This window comes from Vibrio sp. RM-69-4 (assembly GCF_024743775.1).
Taxonomy (GTDB): Bacteria; Pseudomonadota; Gammaproteobacteria; order Enterobacterales; family Vibrionaceae; genus Vibrio; species Vibrio anguillarum.
In genome coordinates, this window is record NZ_JAMQXI010000003.1 from 1 (window position 1) to 481 (window position 481).

The 481-nt window shown below is 41.6% G+C and carries 1 pseudogene; it reads right to left on the reverse strand.

Going from position 1 to position 481, the window contains the following annotated elements:
• Positions 1-433, reverse strand: a pseudogene (locus NB504_RS00030) (major facilitator superfamily transporter); the annotation flags it as partial.
• Between the last annotated feature and the right edge of the window lie 48 nt (positions 434-481).

A 481-nucleotide genomic window follows, 5' to 3' on the forward strand; every position in this document is an offset into this window, starting at 1 on the left:
AAAAAATGGCAGCTGCACCAATGGCATAAACGATGTTTTGACCGATGTCCATATTAGAAAACATGAAGAAAACTAGCCCAACCATCGCGCACGATACTGCACAAAAGGCGAGCCAGTTTTTCACGCTTACGGGAGTTTGATCAATCTCAGCTGCGGCATTCACTAATGATTTATTAAACACAATTAAAGTGGCAAAGGCGAACGCTGCCAAAATGGCTGAGAGCATAAAGCTACCGTGAAAACCGATCACTAAAACAAACATCGGGAATAAATATTGGCCAAGTAGTGCTCCCACATTGTTTACCGAATAATTGACAGGGTAACAGTTTTCAAAATGTTCTTGAGAGCTAAAAGTGCGTTTATATAAACTGGGGTAAGAAGGAGACATTAATCCGCGTGCGTAGCTCGCTAAAGCGATGCCTGCTAATGCCATCTTTCAAGGTATCGGATCGATTCGCTTTAAACATCAAAAAGATGAAGT